The following is a 678-nucleotide window of genomic DNA, read 5'->3' as shown; positions in this document are numbered from 1 at the left end:
CTGCGAATCCTTTAGTTAATGACGGAACTATTATCAGAACGTACCGCATCAATGATGGTAACGGAAATACTACTGATGTAACTCAGAATATAATTATTGATGACAATACGCCTCCAACAGCATCAAACCCGGCAACTATAACTGTTCAATGTCTTAGCGCTGTGCCTGCTCCAGATGTTTTAGTCGTTAACGATGAAGCTGACAACTGCACAACTCCTACAGTAACTTTCATTAGTCAGACTGCGAATCCTTTAGTTAATGACGGAACTATTACCAGAACGTACCGCATCAATGATGGTAACGGAAATACTACTGATGTAACTCAGAATATAGTTATTGATGACACTACGCTTCCAACAGCATCAAACCCGGCAACTATAACTGTTCAATGTCTTAGCGCTGTTCCTGTCCCAAATGTTTTAGTCGTTACCGATGAAACTGACAACTGCACAACTCCTACAGTAACTTTCGTTAGTCAGACTGCGAATCCTTTAGTTAATGATGGAACTATTACCAGAACATACCGCATCAATGATGGCAACGGAAATACTACTGATGTAACTCAGAATATAATTATTGATGACACTACGCCTCCAACAGCATCAAATCCGGCAACTATAAATGTTCAATGTCTTAGTGCTGTGCCTGCTCCAGATGTTTTAGTCGTTACCGATGAAA

1 protein-coding gene is annotated in these 678 nt (G+C 40.3%); it reads left to right on the top strand.

What is annotated here, in order from left to right:
- The coding region (locus IEV84_RS16405) for an HYR-like domain-containing protein (protein WP_444542654.1) at positions 1-678 on the top strand (678 nt) is incomplete at both ends.

The organism is Flavobacterium palustre (genome assembly GCF_014639535.1).
Taxonomy (GTDB): Bacteria; Bacteroidota; Bacteroidia; order Flavobacteriales; family Flavobacteriaceae; genus Flavobacterium; species Flavobacterium palustre.
Note: the sequence above shows the minus strand (reverse complement) of the source record. Positions and strands in the feature narration are given on the sequence as shown.